At 43.6% G+C, this 19965-nt stretch carries 17 protein-coding genes, 1 tRNA gene, 2 rRNA genes and 1 other RNA gene; 11 read left to right on the top strand and 10 right to left on the bottom strand.

Annotated elements, in window-relative coordinates; genetic code table 11:
• The first annotated feature begins 153 nt into the window (after positions 1–153).
• The 3 genes from rrf (FKN93_RS09725) to rrf (FKN93_RS09715) all read left to right on the top strand — a co-directional run bounded on the left by rrf (FKN93_RS09725) (position 154) and on the right by rrf (FKN93_RS09715) (position 571).
• A 5S ribosomal RNA gene (gene rrf / locus FKN93_RS09725) occupies positions 154–269 on the top strand.
• Positions 270–348: 79 nt separating this feature from the next.
• Positions 349–424, top strand: a tRNA-Thr gene (locus FKN93_RS09720).
• A 31-nt stretch (positions 425–455) separates the two neighbouring features.
• A 5S ribosomal RNA gene (rrf, locus tag FKN93_RS09715) occupies positions 456–571 on the top strand.
• Between the two features lie 41 nt (positions 572–612).
• Here the strand turns inward: rrf (FKN93_RS09715) and FKN93_RS09710 are convergent.
• From FKN93_RS09710 to leuA, 5 genes are all read right to left on the bottom strand, one after another.
• Positions 613–1392: a DUF547 domain-containing protein gene (locus tag FKN93_RS09710; RefSeq protein ID WP_154170093.1), complete on the bottom strand. Its 780-nt coding sequence runs from the start codon at positions 1390–1392 to the stop codon at positions 613–615.
• 130 nt (positions 1393–1522) lie between these two features.
• Positions 1523–2125: a 3-isopropylmalate dehydratase small subunit gene (leuD, locus tag FKN93_RS09705; protein ID WP_170905003.1), complete on the bottom strand. Its 603-nt coding sequence runs from the start codon at positions 2123–2125 to the stop codon at positions 1523–1525.
• Positions 2126–2140: 15 nt separating this feature from the next.
• Positions 2141–3547 carry a 3-isopropylmalate dehydratase large subunit gene (gene leuC / locus FKN93_RS09700; RefSeq protein WP_170905002.1) on the bottom strand — a complete coding sequence of 469 codons (1407 nt, stop codon included), beginning with the start codon at positions 3545–3547 and terminating at the stop codon, positions 2141–2143.
• A gap of 63 nt (positions 3548–3610) precedes the next feature.
• Positions 3611–4702 carry a 3-isopropylmalate dehydrogenase gene (gene leuB, locus FKN93_RS09695; RefSeq protein WP_004394355.1) on the bottom strand — a complete coding sequence of 364 codons (1092 nt, stop codon included), beginning with the start codon at positions 4700–4702 and terminating at the stop codon, positions 3611–3613.
• Positions 4703–4767: 65 nt separating this feature from the next.
• The gene (leuA, locus tag FKN93_RS09690; RefSeq protein ID WP_004394354.1) at positions 4768–6318 is read right to left on the bottom strand and encodes a 2-isopropylmalate synthase; all 1551 of its coding nucleotides are present in this window, start codon (positions 6316–6318) and stop codon (positions 4768–4770) included.
• A gap of 450 nt (positions 6319–6768) precedes the next feature.
• Between leuA and FKN93_RS09685 the strand changes: the two genes are divergently transcribed.
• The 6 genes from FKN93_RS09685 to ilvN all read left to right on the top strand — a co-directional run bounded on the left by FKN93_RS09685 (position 6769) and on the right by ilvN (position 14397).
• Positions 6769–7305, top strand: coding sequence for a phosphatase PAP2 family protein (locus FKN93_RS09685; RefSeq protein ID WP_161438397.1), 537 nt, complete (start codon positions 6769–6771; stop codon positions 7303–7305).
• Complete coding sequence (locus tag FKN93_RS09680) at positions 7302–8348, top strand: MJ1255/VC2487 family glycosyltransferase (RefSeq protein WP_170905001.1); 1047 nt, start codon at positions 7302–7304, stop codon at positions 8346–8348. Before FKN93_RS09685 ends, FKN93_RS09680 begins: the two co-directional genes overlap by 4 nt.
• Positions 8349–8701: 353 nt before the next feature.
• Positions 8702–9661: a transcriptional regulator LeuO gene (gene leuO, locus FKN93_RS09675; RefSeq protein ID WP_004394352.1), complete on the top strand. Its 960-nt coding sequence runs from the start codon at positions 8702–8704 to the stop codon at positions 9659–9661.
• 177 nt (positions 9662–9838) lie between these two features.
• Positions 9839–11644, top strand: coding sequence for a long-chain fatty acid--CoA ligase (locus FKN93_RS09670; RefSeq protein ID WP_170905000.1), 1806 nt, complete (start codon positions 9839–9841; stop codon positions 11642–11644).
• A 517-nt stretch (positions 11645–12161) separates the two neighbouring features.
• Positions 12162–13901 carry an acetolactate synthase 3 large subunit gene (locus FKN93_RS09665; RefSeq protein ID WP_040903847.1) on the top strand — a complete coding sequence of 580 codons (1740 nt, stop codon included), beginning with the start codon at positions 12162–12164 and terminating at the stop codon, positions 13899–13901.
• A gap of 1 nt (position 13902) precedes the next feature.
• A complete protein-coding gene (gene ilvN / locus FKN93_RS09660) occupies positions 13903–14397 on the top strand; it encodes an acetolactate synthase small subunit (RefSeq protein WP_004394349.1) in 495 nt (164 codons plus the stop codon).
• 58 nt (positions 14398–14455) lie between these two features.
• Here ilvN and serA read toward each other — a convergent pair whose 3' ends face one another.
• The 5 genes from serA to zapA form a co-directional block, all read right to left on the bottom strand.
• Complete coding sequence (serA, locus tag FKN93_RS09655) at positions 14456–15685, bottom strand: phosphoglycerate dehydrogenase (RefSeq protein ID WP_004394348.1); 1230 nt, start codon at positions 15683–15685, stop codon at positions 14456–14458.
• 343 nt (positions 15686–16028) lie between these two features.
• The gene (gene rpiA, locus FKN93_RS09650) at positions 16029–16685 is read right to left on the bottom strand and encodes a ribose-5-phosphate isomerase RpiA (protein WP_004394347.1); all 657 of its coding nucleotides are present in this window, start codon (positions 16683–16685) and stop codon (positions 16029–16031) included.
• 163 nt (positions 16686–16848) lie between these two features.
• A complete protein-coding gene (locus FKN93_RS09645) occupies positions 16849–17439 on the bottom strand; it encodes a 5-formyltetrahydrofolate cyclo-ligase (protein WP_154170107.1) in 591 nt (196 codons plus the stop codon).
• Between the two features lies 1 nt (position 17440).
• A non-coding RNA gene (gene ssrS, locus FKN93_RS09640) (6S RNA) lies at positions 17441–17624 on the bottom strand.
• A gap of 22 nt (positions 17625–17646) precedes the next feature.
• A complete protein-coding gene (gene zapA / locus FKN93_RS09635) occupies positions 17647–17949 on the bottom strand; it encodes a cell division protein ZapA (protein WP_040903846.1) in 303 nt (100 codons plus the stop codon).
• Positions 17950–18189: 240 nt separating this feature from the next.
• On the opposite strand from zapA, the gene FKN93_RS09630 reads away from it, so the two are divergent.
• The gene (locus tag FKN93_RS09630) at positions 18190–18765 is read left to right on the top strand and encodes a YecA family protein (protein ID WP_040903869.1); all 576 of its coding nucleotides are present in this window, start codon (positions 18190–18192) and stop codon (positions 18763–18765) included.
• A gap of 11 nt (positions 18766–18776) precedes the next feature.
• Positions 18777–19955, top strand: a complete 1179-nt coding sequence (gene ubiH / locus FKN93_RS09625) for a 2-octaprenyl-6-methoxyphenyl hydroxylase (protein ID WP_170904999.1) — start codon at positions 18777–18779, stop codon at positions 19953–19955.
• The last annotated feature ends 10 nt before the right edge of the window (positions 19956–19965 follow it).

Below are 19965 nucleotides of genomic sequence, written 5' to 3'. Positions count from 1 at the left end.
GCAGGGTGTGTAAGCGCTGTGAGGCGTTGAGCTAACCTGTACTAATTGCCCGTGAGGCTTAACCATACAACACCCAAGGGGTTTTGGTGGACTCAAAGAAGTGCATTGAATGTGTAGAGAATGAAAAACAGCTTTCCGAATTAACCAAATTTGCTTGGCGACCATAGCGTTTTGGACCCACCTGATTCCATGCCGAACTCAGAAGTGAAACGAAACAGCGTCGATGGTAGTGTGGGGTCTCCCCATGTGAGAGTAGAACATCGCCAGGCTTTAATTTCTACTTCTTCTTACGAGAAGAAGTCACTCTAGCGCTGATAATAAGCGGACTAGCAGTTTAAAAATAGATCTGCTGATATAGCTCAGGCGGTAGAGCGCATCCTTGGTAAGGATGAGGTCCCCAGTTCGATTCTGGGTATCAGCACCAGTGATTCAATAGCATTAGCTATAAAAATTCACTTGGCGACCATAGCGTTTTGGACCCACCTGATTCCATGCCGAACTCAGAAGTGAAACGAAACAGCGTCGATGGTAGTGTGGGGTCTCCCCATGTGAGAGTAGAACATCGCCAGGTACTCATTTAAAAAGCCTCTGTAGCAATACAGAGGCTTTTTGCTATTTGCTATTTAGTCGCCAGTCATACTCATAACGGATTGTTCCACGATAGGTGGTAAGTTCTGGACGATACAGCGAAAGATGAGCCATCAACTCTGCTTGAGAACCAAAATCATCGGCATACCATTGATAGATGGAAGATAGAATAAGCTGGTCTTTAGTTATCTTGGCACCTTTCTCGCTGTTGATAAATTCATGGGTAGATTTCTCAAGTAATCGATCGATATTCTGCGCCGTAAAGGCTTCACTTTGCAGGTTTGGGCAACCGAGACTAGCACAATTAACGACGTAGTGAATTCTAGGATCTTGCCATATTGGTCTTAAAATTCGATGTTCAATATCATTAAGAGTGAGTTTTTGACTGGCAATTTCTAATAATGGTAGGTTCCAAGGACCAAACCGAAACCATCCTCCGATTTTAGTGATTGATGAGACTGGATAGTGCTCAAGAATGATATTAACGGTTAAGGCGTTGTACAAGTTTATCCAGTAAGCATATTGCTGCTGCTTGTTTAATGTTCTCGGATCCAATCTTGCCAATTGGTTAATATAAGTCTGTAATTTTTCTCGGTCGGAGATTTCTACATTGGCGTAATCGAAAAGGGTGTGCATACCTTGTTGAGAAAGATAGCGATCGAGAAGTTGTTGCCATGCTTGATGAGATACCTCTTGTGTATTAGCTTCATTACTTTGATTCCAGAAATCCCATAATTCTGATTTAGGCGCAGCACTAATCGATAATGACCAGGACAAGGATAAGAGTGATAGTAAAAATTTCATAGGTTCCTTGGTGAAAGTGAAATAAGTAGGATGATGTTGGAAAATAGTGTCGGTGATATTCGAAGATAGCCATGGATATTGAACAATAAAATTAGGGCTGTATGATCAGCCCTAATTTTAGTTGTCGGATTTAAGCTAAAAAATGCGGTATCTTGGCTTCATATTCGGCGATTTTAGCTTCATGTTGCAGCGTTAAACCAATATTGTCTAATCCATTGAGTAAGCAGTGTCGACGAAAATCATCGATTTCAAAGCAGTAGGTTTTGTTGTTGGCGACGACATTGAGCGTTTGCAAATCGACGTCAATCGTTGCTCCTGGTGTGTTCTGAACATAGTGAAACAGCTCCTCTACCTCATGATCGGATAAGCGGACAGGGAGCATCTGATTATTTATTGCATTACCATAAAAAATATCGGCAAAGCTTGTAGCAATGATGACTTTTATCCCGTAATCAGCGAGTGCCCAAGGGGCGTGTTCTCTTGACGAACCACAACCAAAGTTTTCACGTGCGAGTAAGATGCTTGCTCCCTGATAACGAGGTTGATTCATGACAAAATCAGGGTTAGGGGTTAATCCTGCATCATCTAAAAACCGCCAATCATGGAAGAGGTGTTGTCCAAAGCCGATACGATTGACCTTTTGCAAAAACTGCTTTGGGATAATCGCATCAGTATCAATATTGGCTGCATCAAGAGCAACAGCTAAACCAGTGTGTTGTTGAAAACCTGACATATCACTTGCTCCTTATTAGCTAAATTGACGAATGTCGACAAAGTGTCCGGCAATCGCTGCGGCGGCTGCCATCGCAGGGCTGACTAAGTGAGTTCTTCCCGCTCGCCCTTGTCTGCCTTCAAAGTTTCGATTGGATGTCGAAGCACAACGCTCTTCTGGCCCTAAGCGGTCATTATTCATTGCGAGACACATCGAACAGCCGGGTAAACGCCATTCAAACCCTGCATCGAGGAAGATTTTATCGAGACCTTCTGCTTCAGCTTGTGCTTTTACTTGCTCGGAGCCAGGGACTATCAATGCTTGTACATGAGGGGCGACTTTTTTACCTTTTGCAACGGCTGCGGCAGCACGAATGTCTTCGATTCGTGAATTAGTACACGATCCAACAAATACTTTATCGACTTTGTATTCAGATAGTGAGCGGCCTGCTTCTAAGCCCATATAAGCCAGCGCTTTTTCAGCGGATGTTTTTTCGACCGGATCACTAAAGCTCTCTGGTGATGGGATTACCTCATCAACAGCGATAACCTGTCCTGGATTGGTTCCCCAAGTGATTTGTGGTTTTATTTCTGAGGCATCTAAAGTGACGATTGCATCGTATTGTGCATTGTGATCGGTCGTCAGTGTTTTCCAATACTCGACAGCGGCATCAAAATCAGCGCCTTTCGGTGCGAATTTACGTTGTTTAATATAATTAAAGGTTGTTTCATCAGGAGCGATCAGTCCTGCCTTTGCCCCTAATTCAATCGCCATGTTACACACGGTCATGCGTCCTTCCATAGAAAGATCGCGAATTGCTTCACCACAGAATTCTACGACATAACCAGTACCTCCGGCAGCGGTTGTTTTGCCGATGATTGCTAGAACAATATCTTTGGCGGTGATGCCAGGAGCCACTTTACCTCGTACTTCGATTTTCATTGTCTTAGCACGGCCTTGCTTCAAGGTTTGGGTTGCTAATACATGTTCAACTTCAGAGGTACCAATACCAAACGCGAGTGAGCCAAAAGCGCCATGTGTCGCGGTGTGTGAATCCCCACAAACAATCGTCATGCCAGGTAGCGTGATACCAAGTTCTGGGCCCATAACATGGACAATACCTTGATATTTATGGTTTAAATCGTAGAGAGTTACCCCAAATTCAGCGCAGTTTTTTGAGAGGGTTTCCATTTGAATCCGCGCCATTTCCCCTGACGCATTAATATCTTTGGTGGTGGTAGAGACGTTGTGGTCCATGGTCGCGAAGGTTTTGCTGACTTGGCGTACTGGACGACCTTTTTCTCTTAATCCATCAAAGGCTTGTGGTGAGGTTACTTCATGGACCAAATGGCGATCGATGTACAAAATAGGCGTTTCACCGGGGGCGGCAACCACCACATGCGCATCATAAATTTTTTCATATAACGTTTTTGCTGATGACATTGCTTCTTCCTTGAGCTCTTTGAGCTGCATAGTGTGCTCGTATCGTTAACCGAGCACGACTTATTATGAGTGTAAAATATAACCAGCGATTTTATCGCCCATTTCTGAGGTAGAGAGTGCCGGTTTGTTGCCTGCAAGATCCGCTGTCAGTTCTCCGGCGGATAGTGCTTTTGATACGGCATTTTCAATATCTTGTGCTGCTTGTTCTTCACCTAAGCTATAACGTAACATTAATGCAGCAGAAAGAATTTGTGCTACGGGATTGGCAATATTTTTACCGGCAATATCCGGTGCTGATCCACCGGCTGGTTCATAAAGGCCAAAGTTACTCTCATTCAGGCTTGCAGAAGGCAGCATCCCCATTGAACCGGTGATCATTGCACACTCATCGGAGATGATGTCGCCAAAAATATTCGAGCACAACATCACATCAAACTGAGCAGGATCTTTGATAAGTTGCATAGTCGCGTTATCTATATAGAGATGAGAAAGTTCAATATCTGGGTAGTCTTGAGCTACCTGTTCAACCACCTCACGCCATAAAATAGAGCTTTGTAAAACGTTAGCTTTATCTACCGAACAGACTTTTTTACGACGTAAGCGAGCCGATTCAAAAGCAATTTTTGCGATACGTTCGATTTCATAACGATGATAGACTTCAGTATCAAAGGCTTTTTCATTCGCGCCTTCTCCTTCACGTCCTTTTGGCTGTCCAAAATAAATACCGCCAGTCAGCTCACGAACGACCACAATATCAAAGCCTCGCTCAGAAATATCGGCACGCAAAGGTGAAAAGCTCTCTAATCCAGGATGAATTTGTGCAGGGCGCAAATTACAAAATAGCTGGAAATGTTTACGTAAAGGCAGTAATGCACCACGTTCTGGTTGTTCGTTTGGTGGCAGATGCTCCCATTTGGGGCCGCCAACAGAACCAAAAAGTACCGCATCAGCTTCTTCACAGGCATCTAAGGTGCTTTGGGGTAATGGGCATCCATGATTATCAATGGCAATTCCGCCGACATCATGATATTCGCGGCTAAAGGTGAATGAGTACTTTTGTTCAATAGCATCAAGCACTTTTTCGGCTTGTTGCATTACTTCTGGTCCAATTCCATCACCGGGTAAAACAGCAATGCGGTAGTGTTTGTCTGTCATGGTCGTCCTTTATCTATTTATCTAATTTTTATTGATCTGTGTTTGCGAATCCGTCGTTGCGGGATTTATACCGTGACGACGTTTTTCTTTTGTTTAATTTGGTCAATCTGGTTTGCACGATGAATGCTATTGATCACATGCAGTAGTGCTTGACCTGATGCTTCAACGATATCCGTAGAAACCCCTGTGCCGTGGTATTTTCTATTTTTATAGTTGGCGATAATGTCGGCTTGGCCAAGGCCATCCTCTCCTTCGCCTTTTGCGGTTAAATCGAATTTATCCAAGACAATGTCATAACCTGTGAGACGATAAATACATTGATAGAGCGCATCAACCGGACCATTACCGACGGCGGCTTCGCAATGTTCTTCATCACCACACTTAAGTTTAATTGTGGTGGTGGCCATGACACTTCCAGATTGCACACTAAGATAATTCAACTTATAGAAATCGTCTTCTTCACGTAAATTCGAAAAGTGCATTAAGGCTTCTAAGTCGTAGTCAAATACCTGACCTTTACGATCAGCCAATTTGAGGAAGTCTTCATATAACGCATCTAAATTATACTCATGTTCATGATAGCCCATGGATTCCATATGACTTTTCACGGCCGCCCGACCACTACGACTGGTCAAATTCAGCGCTTGGTTTTTCAAACCAATCGATTCAGGGGTAATGATTTCGTAGGTATTCTTATTTTTTAATACCCCATCTTGATGAATACCCGATGAGTGGCTAAATGCATTCGCTCCAACAATCGCTTTATTGCTTTGGATAGGCATATTACACAGTTGGCTGACTAATTTACTTGTCCGACTGATTTCTTCATGACGAATATTGGTTTTAACGCCTAATAGGTCGTGACGAGTTTTCAATATCATGGCGATTTCTTCTAGGGCACAGTTACCAGCACGTTCACCGATACCATTGATCGTGCCTTCTATCTGCCTTGCACCGGCTTGAACCGCTGCAATCGAGTTGGCAACCGACATGCCTAAGTCATCATGACAATGAACGGAAATGATCGCCTTGTCGATGTTGGGAACACGATTAAATAAGGTTTGAATGATGCCACCAAACTCGCTAGGTACGGTATAGCCAACCGTATCGGGAATATTAATGGTACGTGCTCCAGCATTGATCGCTGCTTCTACCATGCGACAAAGGTTATCTATGGGAGTGCGTCCAGCATCTTCACAGGAAAATTCGACGTCATCGGTATAGTTTCTGGCATGTTTGACGGCTTGCACCGCCATGTCCACCACATCATCGTAACTGCGGCGCAATTTATCTTGTACGTGAATCGTGGATGTTGAAATGAAGGTGTGAATACGAAAAGCGTCGGCGACTTTTAATGCTTCGGCGGCAGCATCGATATCTTTCGCAACGGCACGCGAAAGGGCACAGACTCGGCTATTTTTAATGTGTTTAGCAATGGTTTGGACCGATTCAAAATCACCAGGAGAGGAGACAGGAAATCCGGCTTCGATTATATCAACGCCTAAGCGCTCAAGAGCATAAGCGATTTGTAGCTTTTCTTTGACGGTTAGACTCGCTGATAACGCCTGTTCGCCATCACGTAATGTGGTATCGAAGATAATGACCTGATCACTCATGTTTGCTCCCTGATAGTTGTTGTGCCTGTCGGTTTAATTTAGCTAGACTGATATTTTTGGGGTCTTAGCACTGGATTAAGCCGATGGTTTCTGGTTGACTTCCTGAATATTGATATAAAAAAACCCGCATCTCTGTGCGGGTTCTATGTAATCAGTGTGTTATTTTTCTTCCACAAGCTACCCGCGCGATTGGTTCACGATCAGAAGTAGGCCTAGCAGAAGAGAAATACGTAATATCATTATTAACATTCCACACGATTAAGTTAACAAATTAGTACCGCACTCCACTGAACTCGTCAACCCCTAAATCTATTTTTATTGATTAACGGTGATATTAAGCGATTAGAGTGAGGTCGGTCTGTCATCTATTTTCAAACAAAGGATCACGGTGTTGTCATTTGCCTTACCTATGCTCAATAAACATTGAGTAGATTAAGCAAGGAATAGAGCATGCGCACCATTGAACCACTGATTAAGTTAGATTTAGCTTTATCGACCTATTGTTTACGACATCAAGCGACTTCATCCTTAACGAATGTAAGTAAGGCGGTCTCTCATACGGGAGATGGCCATCTTTATTTAATATTAGGCTTATTGGCTTGGGGGCTTGATAGGAATCATGGTAGTCAATTTCTCATTATTGGTATGGCGGCTTTTGCCATCGAATTACCTATTTATTGGGTGGTGAAAAATGCGGTTCAGCGACGTAGACCACAAGACTATTCGCCTTGTTTTACCGCCTCTATTACTCCCTCTGATCGTTACAGCTTACCCTCAGGCCACACCGCCGCCGCTTTTTTAATGGCAACATTGATAGGGCAGTTTTACCCGAGCCTTTATCCTGCTGCTCTGATTTGGGCAGGGTTAATCGGTAGTTCGCGTATTGTATTAGGCGTTCATTTCTTTACAGATGTCGTCGCTGGTGCGTTGTTGGGGTATGGCTCGGCTGTGATAGCGATGATTATTCTCGAGGGGGCATTATTATGAAAATACTTTATGGTGTCCAAGGAACGGGAAATGGGCATATTGCTCGCGCACGCGCGATGAGCAATGCCTTTAAGCAACGCCATATCGAAGTCGACTTCTTGTTTTCTGGTCGAGATGCCCAACACTATTTTTCGATGGAGTGTTTTGGTCATTATCAGACACGGCATGGTTTGACTTTTATTTCTCAGCGAGGAAAGGTGAGTTACTTAAAGACGCTTTGCGCGAATCGTCTTGGACGATATTACCAAGAGGTAACAAACCTTGATTTAAGTGGCTATGATTTAGTGATCAACGATTTTGAACCAGTGACGGCTTGGGCGGCGAAACAACAAGGGATTACCTCTATTAGCTTAAGTCACCAGAATGCGTTTCGTTATTCAGTACCTATTAAAGGAGCCAGTTGGTTGGACAAATCGATCATGCAGCATTTTTCTCCGGCTAATTATTATCTCGCTTTGCATTGGTACCACTTCAATCAGCCTATTTTGCCGCCGATCATTCATTCGTCAAATCAATCGATTACTAATCAGGGATTTATCTTAGTTTATTTGCCTTTTGAAGACTTGGAACAAGTGTGTGAATTATTGACCCGCTTTACTCACCAATCTTTTATCTGTTATCACCCAGCGATTGAGCAGAGCCTGCAAGTTGATAATCTGCATTTAAAGCCATTGTCTCACCAATCATTTCAGATTGATTTACACCGTTGTTCAGGTGTTATCGCTAATGGTGGGTTTGAATTACCTTCTGAAGCCTTATCGTTAGGAAAAAAGCTCCTGTTAAAGCCATTAATCGGTCAATTTGAACAACAAAGCAATGTGGCCACTTTAGAGTTGCTTGGACTTGCAGCGAGCATGAACTCATTGGATGCTTTTGTGATCAGTGAATGGCTGAATGAACAAGACATTGAGCGCGTACATTACCCCGATGTGGCGGGGGCAATCGTTGACTGGTTGCTTAACGGAAACTGGGCTTGTCACTCGGAATTATCACAACAGCTTTGGAAGCGAGTCGATTTCCCTAATTATGCCGCGTTAAATTAATTCACTAAATTATTCTTACATCGAATGATATTTGTCGTGTGAATATTAGTTTTTGTTTACGTCTTAAAGTATTCGCGAGGTCAATGTTTTATAAAAAACACCGGAAAATAAACTTTATCTTTTTTTATAAAAAACTAACCAATTGAAATTAAAGGTGGTTTATTTGCTTATGGTAAAATTTACTGACTTTTTCTCAATCCTATTGCTATTAGTTAAATGAATCGTTGATAGTAGGTCTCACCAGAAATTATCTGGGTAATAAATACTTCTGCATTCTTTTTTTGCTTGAGATGGGTTACCACTCATTGCGGTGAAATTTGAGGTAGATGATAATAAAAAAAGAGGCGTACTTTATGCTTAACAAAAAAGATCCAATGAGCGCAATTGCTAGTTACCGTATGGAAAGCACTCTGCGTAGCGTTGATTTAAATTTACTCACTGTGTTCGATGCGGTGATGCAAGAGCAAAATATTACTCGAGCTGCCCATAATTTAGGCATGTCTCAACCTGCAGTGAGCAATGCGGTTGCGCGTTTAAAAGTGATGTTTAATGACGAACTGTTTATGCGCCAAGGACGAGGGATTCAACCCACACCACGTGCTCGTCAGTTGTTTGGCCCGATTCGCCAAGCACTACAACTCATTCGTAATGAATTACCAAGCTCGGTGTTTTCTCCTCTGACCTCGACTCGTTTATTCAAACTAGCGATTTGTAGTCCTTGTGATATTCGTTTTGCACCGCAAATTATGGCGACCATTCATGAGCAAGCGCCTCACGTTCAATTGCATCTTGATGCGGAGTTTGATCGTCAATTAGCTGAGCGCATGCGTTATCAAGAGATTGATTTTGTTATTGACTACGCCCGATTTGATGAACAAGGTTTTTCCAGTACCGAAATATTCCAAGATGAGTTAGTGGTGGTCGCTGCCAAATCTCATCCACGAATTCAAGGATCGATCACTCGTGAGTTACTGGCGAGTGAACAACACGCTAAGCTGTCAAAAGTTCATGGTCAACGCAGTTTTTCTGAGCAGGCATATCGTGAATTAGATTGCCAAGCAAACTACGAAGGAACCAGCTTGAGCAATGTACTTTATGTCGTTGGTCAATCTGAACTTGTGACGATTGCTCCACGTTGGGTCGTTGAACACGCAGCGAATAAAGAGCAGTTGCAAATTCTAGATTTTCCATTTGATCATGCAAGTATCAGCGGTTATTTAAGCTGGCACGAATCAAGTGAAAAAGACAAAGGCCATATTTGGTTACGTGACCAATTAATGATGACTTGTGGCAATGTCGTTGCCTTGTCGTAAATAATATTGGCGTGGCGTGAACTTCAGGTTAGGGAAAGCCTTAACCTGAAGTTCTTTTTGTTTTAAGAGACAATCTTTTCGTAAAAGTTTGATACCGTGCCATTGTCTTTTGAACGGTTAAATGTACACTTGTTCGCTCAAAAAATAGCTTACAAGTGTAAGCCATAGGTAAGAGACATGGTCAATTTAGATTTTCATATCGTTAACTGTATTCGTGAGCAAATTTCGCGCGGTGGCAATCGTATTGCATTACAGTATAAAGTGGATAAAGCGTGGCAGGACATTACTTGGCATCAATTTGGTCAACAAATGGATCAACTGTCCTTAGCATTATTATCGTTAGGTTTGGATGTTCAAGATAAAGTCGCAATTTGTTCCCCCAACATGCCACGATGGACAATTGCCGATTTTGCTGCCTTGCAAGCAAGATTGGTGACGGTGCCGATTTACCCCACCAATACACCAGAGCAGTGTGCTTATATTTTGCACAACGCAGATGCCAAAGTATTATTTGTCGGTGAGCAAGCACAGTATGATGTGGCTCTCGCTATTTTTGAACAATGTGAGACCTTACAATTGATCATCGCCATGAGTGATGACATTGATTTACAGGGTTTTTGCCATGCTTTTACTTGGAGTGATTTTATTGCTCAAGGTTCTACTGCTCAGCAAGCTGAGCTATCGGCACGTATCGCAAAGGCTAACTATGATGATCTTTATACCCTAATTTATACATCAGGCACGACCGGACAACCTAAAGGTGTGATGCTTGATTACCGTAACATTGGTGCTCAATTAGAAGGGCATGATCAACGGTTAACTCTTTCTGATCAGGACATCTCTTTGTGTTTCTTACCACTTTCGCATGTCTTTGAGCGCGCGTGGAGTTGTTATGTTCTGTATAAAGGAGCGACCAACGTTTATTTGCAAGAGGTATCTCAAGTCCGTGAGGCATTGAGTGAGGTGCGCCCTACCGTGATGTGTGCTGTACCGCGTTTTTACGAAAAGATTTTCTCTGCTATCCATGAAAAAGTCGCGAAAGCGCCATTTCATCGCAAAGCCTTGTTTACTTGGGCGGTCAACATGGGAGCCAAAATGGCCTTATGTCGTCAAGAGAATCGTCAACCGTCATGGTTGTTAGTGCGTAGCTATCAGCTTGCGGATAAATTGGTGTTGGTTAAGTTAAGAGCTTTATTGGGCGGACGAATCCATTTTATGCCATGTGGTGGCGCAAAATTGGATGAAACGATCGGACGCTTTTTCCATGCGATTGGCATCAATGTCAAATTGGGTTATGGCATGACGGAAACCACTGCCACCGTCTCTTGTTGGAACGATCACCAGTTTAATCCTGATTCTATTGGTATCACTATGCCGAATGTGCAGCTTAAAATTGGTGAAAATAATGAAATTTTGGTTCGCGGGCCGATGGTGATGCGTGGTTATTACAAAATGCCGCAAGAAACCGCGAATAGTTTTGATGAACAAGGCTTTTTAAAAACTGGTGATGCTGGACATATTGATGAATACGGTAACGTTTTTATTACCGATCGCATTAAAGAGTTAATGAAAACCTCGAACGGTAAATACATTGCCCCTCAGCTTGTTGAAGGCACGATAGGCAAAGATCACTTTATTGAGCAAATTGCCGTGATTGCTGATACGCGTAAATTTGTTTCTGCATTGATTGTTCCGTGTTTTGATACACTGGAGAGCTACGCGAAAGAATTAAATATTAAGTATCACGATCGTCTTGAACTGATCAAACATAGCCAAGTGTTGGAAATGTTCGAAAAACGAGTTCATGATTTACAACAAGGCTTGGCTAAATTTGAGCAGGTAAAACAGTTTAAACTGCTGCCTAAAGCCTTTTCTATGGATGAAGGTGAATTAACCCCAACCCAGAAACTACGTCGTAAAGTGATTAATGATCGCTATCAACACGAAATTGAAGACATGTATCGTGATAAATCAAAAGAGTAAATTCTCGAACGCTTGTCACGCGATATGATTATCCGTTAAGCCAGAATGTTCTCCGCCCCGATCGCTTGATGACAGGGGCGGAAGTAATGATAGCTTATAGCCACTGTATTTTGATTGACTATGTTTTCTAGTGCCTCAAACCATCTTGCGTGGCGTTCGCGTGTGAGTCTGGATGTATTGCTGCATCAAGAAGAGAGCGATGGACTAACGTAACAAAATATTACTCTGTTTTTTATCCCCTTTCTGCCTCTCTACTCTGTGTATGATGATAAATTCAACATTGAGCGCCTTTTATACATTTATTTACCTTATCTTATTGTTTGCTGGCGTTTTATGCCATTAGACCTAATGAAAATAAACCGTTACAGTTGTTGCGTTACCTTAGCACTTGTTATGACCGGTGCGGGACATAGCGGAAAGCGGAAGGCTTCCACATCAGGCTACAAATAAGCCCTAGACTATGTAAAACCAGCTTTATGCACTGACCCGGTGTAGAAGATTGGTCAAGGAGAAGAAAATGGCAGAATTACCCAATAGAGCGATGTTATCTGGCGCTGAAATGGTCGTGCAATCGCTGATAGAAGAAGGGGTGGAGCAGATTTTTGGCTATCCCGGTGGTTCCGTATTAGATATTTACGATGCATTACATCTCAAAGCTGATCAAATTAAGCATGTATTGGTTCGGCACGAACAAGCCGCCACGCACATGGCGGATGGTTATGCTCGAGCCACAGGAAAGACGGGAGTGGTATTGGTCTGCTCTGGACCTGGTGCGACCAATACCATCACCGGTATTGCCACCGCGTATATGGATTCCATTCCAATGATTGTTATCTCTGGTAACGTTGCCACCAATTTAATTGGTAATGATGCTTTTCAGGAGTGTGACATTGTTGGTGTGTCAAGGCCGATTGTAAAACACAGTTTTTTAGTTAAAAAAGCGCAAGATATCCCAGAAACGATCAAAAAAGCGTTTTACATCGCTGCCACTGGACGTCCTGGTCCTGTGGTGATTGATATTCCCAAAGATGTAATGAACCCTTTGGTTAAATTACCCTATCAATACCCAGATTCTATCCATCTACGCTCCTATAACCCAACGACTGCTGGTCATAAAGGGCAGATAAAAAAAGCCTTGAAAGCGCTGCTCGCTGCTAAAAAACCGGTACTGTATATCGGTGGTGGGGCGATCATTTCACAAGCCGATAAACCTATCAGAGCCTTAGCCGAACAGCTCAATCTTCCTGTGGTCAGTACATTGATGGGATTGGGCGCTTTTCCTGGTACCCATAAAAATAGTTTAGGCATGTTGGGTATGCATGGTTTGTATGAAGCCAATATGGCGATGCATCATGCGGATTTAATTTTTGGGGTCGGAGTTCGGTTTGATGATCGTACGACGAATAATTTGGAAAAATATTGTCCTAATGCCAAGATCATGCATATCGATATTGATCCATCTTCTATCTCAAAAAATGTCAAAGTTGATTTACCGATCGTCGGCTCAGCTGAACAAGTTTTAACGACCATGCTCAAATTATTGCACGAGCAAGAAGAAGCTAATGATCATCAAGCATTAGCCTTGTGGTGGCAAGAGATAGAGCAGTGGCGAGAGCGTCAATGTTTACGCTATGAAACTTCTGCCGAACGTATCAAACCTCAGCAAGTGATCGAAAGCTTATTTCGGCTTACCGAAGGCAATGCTTATGTAGCCTCTGATGTTGGTCAGCATCAAATGTTTGCTGCGCTTTACTATCCATTTGATAAGCCGCGTCGCTGGATTAACTCTGGTGGTCTTGGCACGATGGGGTTTGGTTTACCTGCGGCGCTTGGTGTTAAGTTTGCGCTTCCAGAGGAAGAAGTGGTGGTGGTGACGGGTGATGGCAGTATTCAAATGAATATCCAAGAGCTTTCTACCGCATTGCAGTATGGTATTCCGGTCAAGATCATCAACCTCAATAACCGTTTTTTAGGCATGGTCAAACAGTGGCAAGATATTATTTATCAAGGCCGCTACTCTAACTCTTACATGAGTTCAGTCCCTGATTTTGCCGCGATAGCGGAAGCGTATGGCCATGTTGGGATGCGCATTTCATCCCCTGATGAACTGGAATCAGGACTGGCTAAAGCCCTCGCGATGAAAGATCGTTTAGTGTTTGTTGATATTAACGTTGATGAGACCGAGCATGTTTACCCAATGCAAATTAAGGGTGAAGGCATGGATAAAATGTGGTTAAGCAGAACGGAGAGAACCTAAAATGAGATATATCATTTCCTTACTGTTAGAAAACCAGCCTGGTGCGCTTTCTCGTGTGGTTGGCTTGTTCTCTCAGCGTGGTTATAACATTGAAACGTTAAACGTCTCGCCCACGGATGATGCAACATTGTCGCGTTTGAACATCACCACGAAATCGGATCAGATGCAGTTAGAGCAGATTCAAAAGCAACTGCATAAATTGATCGATGTTTTGAAAGTGCAAGAAGTCTCGGAGTTTGAGCATATCGAGCGTGAATTGATGTTGGTTAAAGTCAAAGCCAGCGGTTTTGCTCGGGCTGAAGTTAAGCGCACGGCTGATATTTTTCGTGGTCAGATTGTTGATGTGACTGCTGCGCAATATACGGTTCAATTAACCGGAACCAGCGATAAATTGGACGCCTTTATCGCGGCGATCACCGAAGTCACGGAAGTGATTGAAGTGGCGCGAAGCGGTGTGGTTGGCATGACTCGTGGCGAGCGAGCGCTGCGCGGTTAAGGCAAGCTAAAAACGAAAAAAACCAGCCTCGGCTGGTTTTTTTCGTTGTATGGTTTGATTAATGAAGAATACGCGCACGAATGGTGCCATCAATAGCCTTAAGCTTGATTAAGGCTTCTTCGGAGCGTGCCGTTTCGACATCGATAACCACATAGCCAATATTGGCGCTAGTTTGTAAATATTGCGCGGCAATATTGATCCCATCTTGGGCAAAAATGGTGTTGATCTGGGTTAGGATACCGGGGCGATTCTCATGGATATGCAATAAACGAGAACAATCACGATGCTGAGGTAGTGATACTTCAGGGAAGTTAACACTCGATAGGGTTGAGCCGTTATCTGAGTATTTGGTGAGCTTACCAGCGACTTCGATACCAATGTTTTCTTGCGCTTCTTGAGTTGAACCGCCAACGTGTGGGGTAAGAAGGACATTATCAAACGCAGTGAGTGGTGACTCAAAGCGTTCTTTGTTTGACGCCGGCTCCGTTGGGAAAACATCAATCGCGGCTCCGGCAATATGGCCAGATTCAAGAGCGCCACACAGTGCCGGAATATCAACCACGGTACCCCGAGCAGCGTTGATAAATATAGCGCCTGGTTTCATGCGGGCGAACTCTTCTACGCCCATCATATTTTTGGTTTCCGGCGTTTCTGGGACATGTAAAGAGATAACATCACACTTATTGAGTAGCTCACTCATGGTATGTACTTGAGTGGCATTGCCCAAAGAGAGTTTATTCTCAATGTCATAGAAATAGACATGCATACCGAGGTTTTCAGCAATAATTCCGAGCTGAGTACCAATATGACCATAACCAATAATCCCTAAGCGTTTACCGCGCGCTTCATAGGAATTGTCGGCACTTTTTTTCCAGATGCCACGATGAGCCAAAGCATTTTTCTCTGGGATACCGCGCAACAACAAGAGGATTTCGCCTAAAACCAATTCGGCCACACTGCGTGTGTTAGAAAAGGGAGCATTAAATACCGGAATACCACGTTGGGCTGCGGCCTTTAAATTAACTTGGTTGGTGCCAATACAAAAACAACCGATAGCAACCAGCTTATTAGCGGCGTTAATCACCGACTCGGTGAGATTGGTTCGCGAGCGAATACCGATAAAATGGACGTCTTTGACGGCTTCCAGTAGCTCGGCTTCTTCGAGCGAACCTTTGTGATATTCAATATTGCTGTAACCAGCAGCTTGTAAAACTTCGACGGTTGAAGGGTGTAATCCTTCCAGCAGTAAGATTTTAATTTTATCTTTTTCTAGTGAAACTTTGGCCATGATACTCGTCCTTAAATATGGGAAATGGGCTTATTGAGTGAACCACAAGTATCCCCATTCCGTTTGAAGTCACCGCTTCACGTCGTTGATGATTGCGTGATAAATCGGTCATAGAGCTATTTTTCAAATGGTTTGGGTATCAAACGTCAATTATTGGACTTGTTTTATTCAACGCAAACGTTTTCCTTGTGTGTCTTTGCTCCAATAAACTAACAAATATTTTCCGGTTTGGGTAAGAAAATTACGGAATAAGCGAGAATATTCTTTAATGAAAAGCAATAAAAACGGCACTCAAGGTGCCGTTTGTAATCAAATAACCAAAAAGGTGGTGATTTTCTCAATCTTATTCTTCGATTTTGGCACCTTGCTCAGTTCCCGTGATCACCACATCGGCACCACGATGAGCAAATAAACCATTGGTCACGACACCGGTAATCGAGTTAATTTTATCTTCCAGCGCTTTGGCTTGAGTAATGTGCAGATCGTGCACATCCAAAATAATATTACCGTTATCAGTAATCACCCCTTCACGATAGACAGGTTTTCCGCCCAATTTGCTTAATTCACGGCTAACGTAGCTACGTGCCATTGGGATAACTTCAACTGGCAGTGGAAATTTCCCTAGCACGGGAACAGCTTTACTGCCATCGACGATACAGATAAATTGTTTAGCAATCGCTGCAACAATTTTTTCTCGCGTTAAGGCCGCACCACCGCCCTTAATCATTTCGCGTTGAGCGTTGATTTCATCAGCCCCATCCACGTAAACATCTAATGCTTCAATGTCATTACAGTCATAAACTTTGATACCAAGTGCTTGGAGTTTTTCTGTTGAAGCCAATGAGCTCGAGACTGCGCCTTGAATATCATCCTTAATAGAGCCTAAGGCATCGATGAAGTGATTAACAGTTGAGCCTGTACCGACACCAACAATACTGCCTTTTTTGACATAGTTAAGTGCAGCCCAGCCGGCGGCTTTTTTCATTTCATCTTGAGTCATGCCTATCTCCTGATTGTGAGTCATTGAATGTTGATTGGTATTGAACAAGTAACCCTGCCAATACATTAACCATAAAGGGGGAATAAGGGCGAGATTATATACTCAAATGGTGTTCAGCTGTACTGCGAGAAGGCAACTATCGAGTCGTTTATGTCTACGCTGATCACGCTTTCCACTGCCAAAGTCGGGTGGGAGTGACGATTTTAGGTAATGGGACATCCCAACTTTCGTGAGGTAATTGCTCTAGATATTGGCAGTCATGCGCAAGACCAATCGGTGTGGCTCCTTGCCCAGTTACAAACCAATTAGCGAGAGTGCGATCATAATATCCTCCGCCCATCCCTAAGCGTTGACCATGAGCATCAAAGGCCACTAACGGGGTGCAAATCAGATCCAGCTGTTTCAGTGGTTGAATCAGCTGTTGATTGAGTCGCGGCTCAAGAATCGCAAAACGATTACGCACCATGGGCGTGGTCGGTTGATAACGTAAAAAAAGAAGGTGACCGGGAGAAAATGGGTGCAATACCGGTAGATAAACATATTTACCTTGGGCCCATAACCGTTCAATCAGAGGTTGAGTATTTAATTCGCCATCAGTAGCCAGATATAGGGCAATATGTTGGCTTGTTTGCGCTTCAGGAAGCTCGATAAAGCGTTGGATTAAGGCTTGACTGGCTTGTTGCTGCTCGGCCTGAGACAGTTGATTGCGTCGTTGACGAATCAATCCACGCAGCTGTTGACGGGTGTGTAACATTAGGAACCCCAGAGTGCCGTTGAGGACTGTGGCCCTTGAACCAGCTGGTTCAAGGCGGATTAGCAATGGCTACCGTAGGCTTCTCGGTACAAGCCGAGCCTGCTCAATAGTGACCAAGTACCAACCCTTATGTGTTGCTTATCGGCTCAGGGACGTACATCCTCTGACAAACACTCCAGGGTAAAACTTGTGCAGATAAAAATAACACTATCCGTGTGGTACTTTATTGAGTACTGCTTGTAGCGATGCAGTCAGCTCTTCCACTCGCTCACTGATTTGTTGCTGTTGTTCATTCTGCTTTTGCCGTTCCGTTTGTAGCTCATAGCAGATATTGAGAGCGGCAATGGTAAGTAGCTTAACCTCATTAGTTACCTTAGTACGTTCAGCCATATCTTTCAATCGTTGATCGAGATCTTGTGCGGCACGTATTAACGATGCTTCTTGTCCAGAGGGACAATTGACACGCGTTGTTTTGCCTAAAATTTCAACGTCAACCGCTTGATTACTCATGATAAGTGAACTCTATTCGCGTAACTAATGATGATTCTATCTGAGCAACCATCGAGGGGCAAACTATAGGTAAAGTGGTCACAAGATTCAAGCTTTTCACGTGGATAAATAGTAATTGGTAAAGCAAACACCGACTTATTAACCAATTTGCGTTAAAGCGAAGCACAAACCCTACACTGAGGATTTTCCCGATGACCTTGAAGTGATAGGATGGCAATTATTTACCATGATGAAGTGACCATGAGCGATACAACGTTTCCCAGTTATAACCAACTAGCCAGCGAACTCCAAGCGGCATCGTTAGCGATAAATCCAGCTGAACTGCATGGTTTGATCGCAGGGATGTTAGCCGGAGGCTTAACTTTGAACGATCAAAGCTGGCAGCCGCTGCTTTTTGATTATACCAATGATGGCATGGGCTGGCCGACGAGCGCATTAGAAAAAGCCAAACAGTTACTGTTAGCGACTCAAGCCGAGCTCGCCAGTGACGATTTTAAGTTAACCTTGTTGGTACCGATCACCGATGATACGAATGCCTTATTTCAGTTTGCGGATGGCGTCGCTGATTGGGTTAATCACTTCATTTCTGGACTGGGTTTAATGGCCGTTACGATGTCCGGTTTATCTGCACATGCCAAAGAAGCACTGCAAGATTTAGAAGAGATTGCAAAATTAGGTATTGATGAAGAAGATGATCTCGATCAGCAAGCACAGTTACTTGAGCATGTGATTGAACATATCAAAGCGTGTGTGTTTATGTTGTACATCGAGTTCAAAGGAACCGTGAATCCTGATACCAAACCTATTGTGCATTAAGTGAGGAAGCTGTGAGAGAGGTGCAATCTTTTGATGTGATTATTGCTGGTGGTGCAATGGCGGGGTCGACATTGGCGTTAGCGCTGAACGCGTTAAGTCAGCAACCCCTATCGATCGCCATCATCGAACCGTTTCAAACGGACCATCATGCACATCCTGGGTTTGATTCTCGCTCGATTGCATTGGCTCATGGTACGGTAGAATTATTAAAAAGCTGGGGGGTGTGGGATAGCCTATATCCTTTTGCAACACCCATCTCCCAGATCCACGTTTCTGACCGCTCTCATGCTGGGATGGTTAACTTCGATTCCGCGCAGCTTGGTTTAGACGCTTTAGGGTATGTGGTTGAACTGTCTAAAGTCGGTCAACAGTACGCTGAGAAAATTAACGCCTGCGATAATATAACTTACTATTGTCCGCTTAGCGTTGAGCATGTTGAGCGGACGTCGGAACAGGTTAGCGTGACCTTATCTGATCAGCAGACAATTACAGGGAAGTTATTGGTTGCCGCCGATGGTGCGCTGTCGACATCCAGTTCCCAAATAGGATTCGTTCGCCAAGAGCATGATTTTGAACAGGTGGCCTTAATTGCCAATGTACTTTCTGATCAGGCACATCAGGGACGAGCCTTTGAACGTTTTACTTCATCTGGGCCTTTAGCGCTATTACCTATGAGTGACAATCGTTTATCGTTAGTCTGGTGCTTATCTGCCGAACAAGCTGAACGGATGCAGCATGTCTCAGACAGTGAGTTTCTTACCCAATTACAAGCGACGTTTGGTTGGCGTTTGGGGCGATTTTTACAGGTTGGACAGCGTTCTACTTACCCATTACTCCTACGTTATCATCCCCAGACTATCGCGCATCGATTTGTCACCATTGGTAATGCGGCGCAAACGCTGCATCCGATTGCCGGGCAAGGTTTTAATTTGGGGATCCGAGATATTGCCACACTGGCGCAAGTGCTTAGCGAAGAAGATACTCGGTTGATGGGGGACTATCGCCAATTAGCGACGTTTCGTCAGCGCCGTGAAACGGATCGTCAAGCAACGATTCAATTAACGTCGACATTAGTTCATCTATTTTCTAATGATTGGCTGACATTACGAGTGGGACGTAACCTGGGATTAATGGCGATGGAAATGCTTCCCTTGCTAAAAGCCCCCTTGCTCAATCGCACTTTAGGATAAAGGTAATGAA

The sequence above is a fragment of the Vibrio sp. A8-1 genome (genome assembly GCF_013048685.1).
Lineage (GTDB): Bacteria > Pseudomonadota > Gammaproteobacteria > Enterobacterales > Vibrionaceae > Vibrio > Vibrio metschnikovii.
The sequence above is the reverse complement of the archived record's forward strand: the minus strand, read 5'-3'. Positions and strand labels throughout refer to the sequence as shown.

Excerpts from the sequence above, each read along its gene's own strand:
- FKN93_RS09710 (WP_154170093.1), bottom strand. The coding sequence starts at position 1,392 with ATGAAATTTTTACTATCACTCTTATCCTTGTCCTGGTCATTATCGATT.
- leuD (WP_170905003.1), bottom strand. The coding sequence starts at position 2,125 with ATGTCAGGTTTTCAACAACACACTGGTTTAGCTGTTGCTCTTGATGCA.
- leuC (WP_170905002.1), bottom strand. The coding sequence starts at position 3,547 with ATGTCATCAGCAAAAACGTTATATGAAAAAATTTATGATGCGCATGTG.
- leuB (WP_004394355.1), bottom strand. The coding sequence starts at position 4,702 with ATGACAGACAAACACTACCGCATTGCTGTTTTACCCGGTGATGGAATT.
- leuA (WP_004394354.1), bottom strand. The coding sequence starts at position 6,318 with ATGAGTGATCAGGTCATTATCTTCGATACCACATTACGTGATGGCGAA.
- FKN93_RS09685 (WP_161438397.1), top strand. The coding sequence starts at position 6,769 with ATGCGCACCATTGAACCACTGATTAAGTTAGATTTAGCTTTATCGACC.
- FKN93_RS09680 (WP_170905001.1), top strand. The coding sequence starts at position 7,302 with ATGAAAATACTTTATGGTGTCCAAGGAACGGGAAATGGGCATATTGCT.
- leuO (WP_004394352.1), top strand. The coding sequence starts at position 8,702 with ATGCTTAACAAAAAAGATCCAATGAGCGCAATTGCTAGTTACCGTATG.
- FKN93_RS09670 (WP_170905000.1), top strand. The coding sequence starts at position 9,839 with ATGGTCAATTTAGATTTTCATATCGTTAACTGTATTCGTGAGCAAATT.
- FKN93_RS09665 (WP_040903847.1), top strand. The coding sequence starts at position 12,162 with ATGGCAGAATTACCCAATAGAGCGATGTTATCTGGCGCTGAAATGGTC.
- ilvN (WP_004394349.1), top strand. The coding sequence starts at position 13,903 with ATGAGATATATCATTTCCTTACTGTTAGAAAACCAGCCTGGTGCGCTT.
- serA (WP_004394348.1), bottom strand. The coding sequence starts at position 15,685 with ATGGCCAAAGTTTCACTAGAAAAAGATAAAATTAAAATCTTACTGCTG.
- rpiA (WP_004394347.1), bottom strand. The coding sequence starts at position 16,685 with ATGACTCAAGATGAAATGAAAAAAGCCGCCGGCTGGGCTGCACTTAAC.
- FKN93_RS09645 (WP_154170107.1), bottom strand. The coding sequence starts at position 17,439 with ATGTTACACACCCGTCAACAGCTGCGTGGATTGATTCGTCAACGACGC.
- zapA (WP_040903846.1), bottom strand. The coding sequence starts at position 17,949 with ATGAGTAATCAAGCGGTTGACGTTGAAATTTTAGGCAAAACAACGCGT.
- FKN93_RS09630 (WP_040903869.1), top strand. The coding sequence starts at position 18,190 with ATGAGCGATACAACGTTTCCCAGTTATAACCAACTAGCCAGCGAACTC.